The sequence below is a fragment of the Mesorhizobium carmichaelinearum genome (assembly GCF_900199455.1).
GTDB lineage: Bacteria > Pseudomonadota > Alphaproteobacteria > Rhizobiales > Rhizobiaceae > Mesorhizobium > Mesorhizobium carmichaelinearum.
Genome location: NZ_FZQR01000114.1, coordinates 1 through 1,251, shown reverse-complemented (window position 1 = coordinate 1,251; position 1,251 = coordinate 1). Strand labels below are relative to the sequence as shown.

Sequence of the window (1,251 nt, the reverse complement as noted above, 5' to 3'; positions counted from 1 at the left end):
GCCGACCGCGGTTGCTGGCAACGGAATCCGACACCTTCTGTTGTCCTTGTCGGGTCCGCTACACACGGCTTGCTTAGCCAGCTGCTGTTTCGTCCTTAGGTTAAATAACTGAAAAGAAAACACAAAGTTTTTTTCCGGCCCGAGCTGCCGGTTTGGCACGAGTCTTGAAGTCCTTGGGGAGCAAGGCGGCGAGAGCTGCCGACCGCCGTCATGTCGCGGGCAGCCGCAAATGGAACAAAAGAAGGAACGCTACATGTCAGCTCTGCGTCAGATCGCATTCTACGGCAAAGGGGGGATCGGCAAATCCACGACCTCGCAAAATACGCTCGCCGCACTTGTCGACCTTGGGCAGAAGATCCTTATCGTCGGCTGTGACCCCAAAGCCGACTCGACCCGGCTGATCCTCAACGCCAAAGCGCAGGACACGGTCCTGCATCTGGCGGCGCAGGAAGGCTCGGTGGAAGACCTCGAACTCCAGGATGTGCTCAAGGTCGGCTACAAAGGCATCAAGTGCGTGGAATCGGGCGGCCCCGAGCCGGGTGTCGGCTGTGCCGGCCGCGGCGTCATCACCTCGATCAACTTCCTGGAGGAGAACGGCGCCTATGACGATGTCGACTATGTCTCCTACGACGTGCTTGGCGACGTGGTGTGCGGCGGCTTCGCGATGCCGATCCGCGAGAACAAGGCCCAGGAAATCTACATCGTCATGTCCGGCGAGATGATGGCGCTCTATGCCGCCAACAACATCGCCAAGGGGATCCTGAAATATGCCCATTCGGGCGGCGTGCGGCTCGGCGGCCTGATCTGCAACGAGCGCCAAACCGACCGCGAGCTCGACCTGGCCGAAGCGCTGGCTTCCAGGCTGAATTCCAAGCTCATTCATTTTGTGCCGCGCGACAACATCGTCCAGCACGCCGAGCTCAGGAAGATGTCCGTCATCCAGTATGCGCCCGACTGCAAGCAGGCGGGGGAATACCGCGCGCTGGCCGAGAAGATCCATGCCAATTCGGGCCAGGGCACCATCCCGACCCCGATCACCATGGAGGAGCTCGAGGACATGCTGCTCGACTTCGGCATCATGAAGACCGACGAGCAGATGCTGGCCGAGCTTCAGACCAAGGAAGCGGCGAAGGCGGCGGCCCTCTAACCACACCGCTGCCGGCACGCGCCGCCCTAAACCGGGCGGCGCGCGTTTAGACAAACCGCGTCTCCTCGGTGAGGCGTCACCCAACAATCCTGGAAAGGGGTCCC

1 protein-coding gene is annotated in these 1,251 nt (G+C 61.2%); it reads left to right on the top strand.

Features of this window, described 5'->3' with window-relative positions; all coding sequences use genetic code 11:
• Positions 1–253: 253 nt before the first annotated feature.
• Positions 254–1,147, top strand: a complete 894-nt coding sequence (nifH, locus tag CKW40_RS42220; protein WP_095205384.1) for a nitrogenase iron protein — start codon at positions 254–256, stop codon at positions 1,145–1,147.
• Positions 1,148–1,251: the final 104 nt, after the last annotated feature.

What these genes read in the sequence shown, in the direction of transcription:
- nifH (WP_095205384.1), top strand. Translation starts at nt 254, where the DNA reads ATGTCAGCTCTGCGTCAGATCGCATTCTACGGCAAAGGGGGGATCGGC.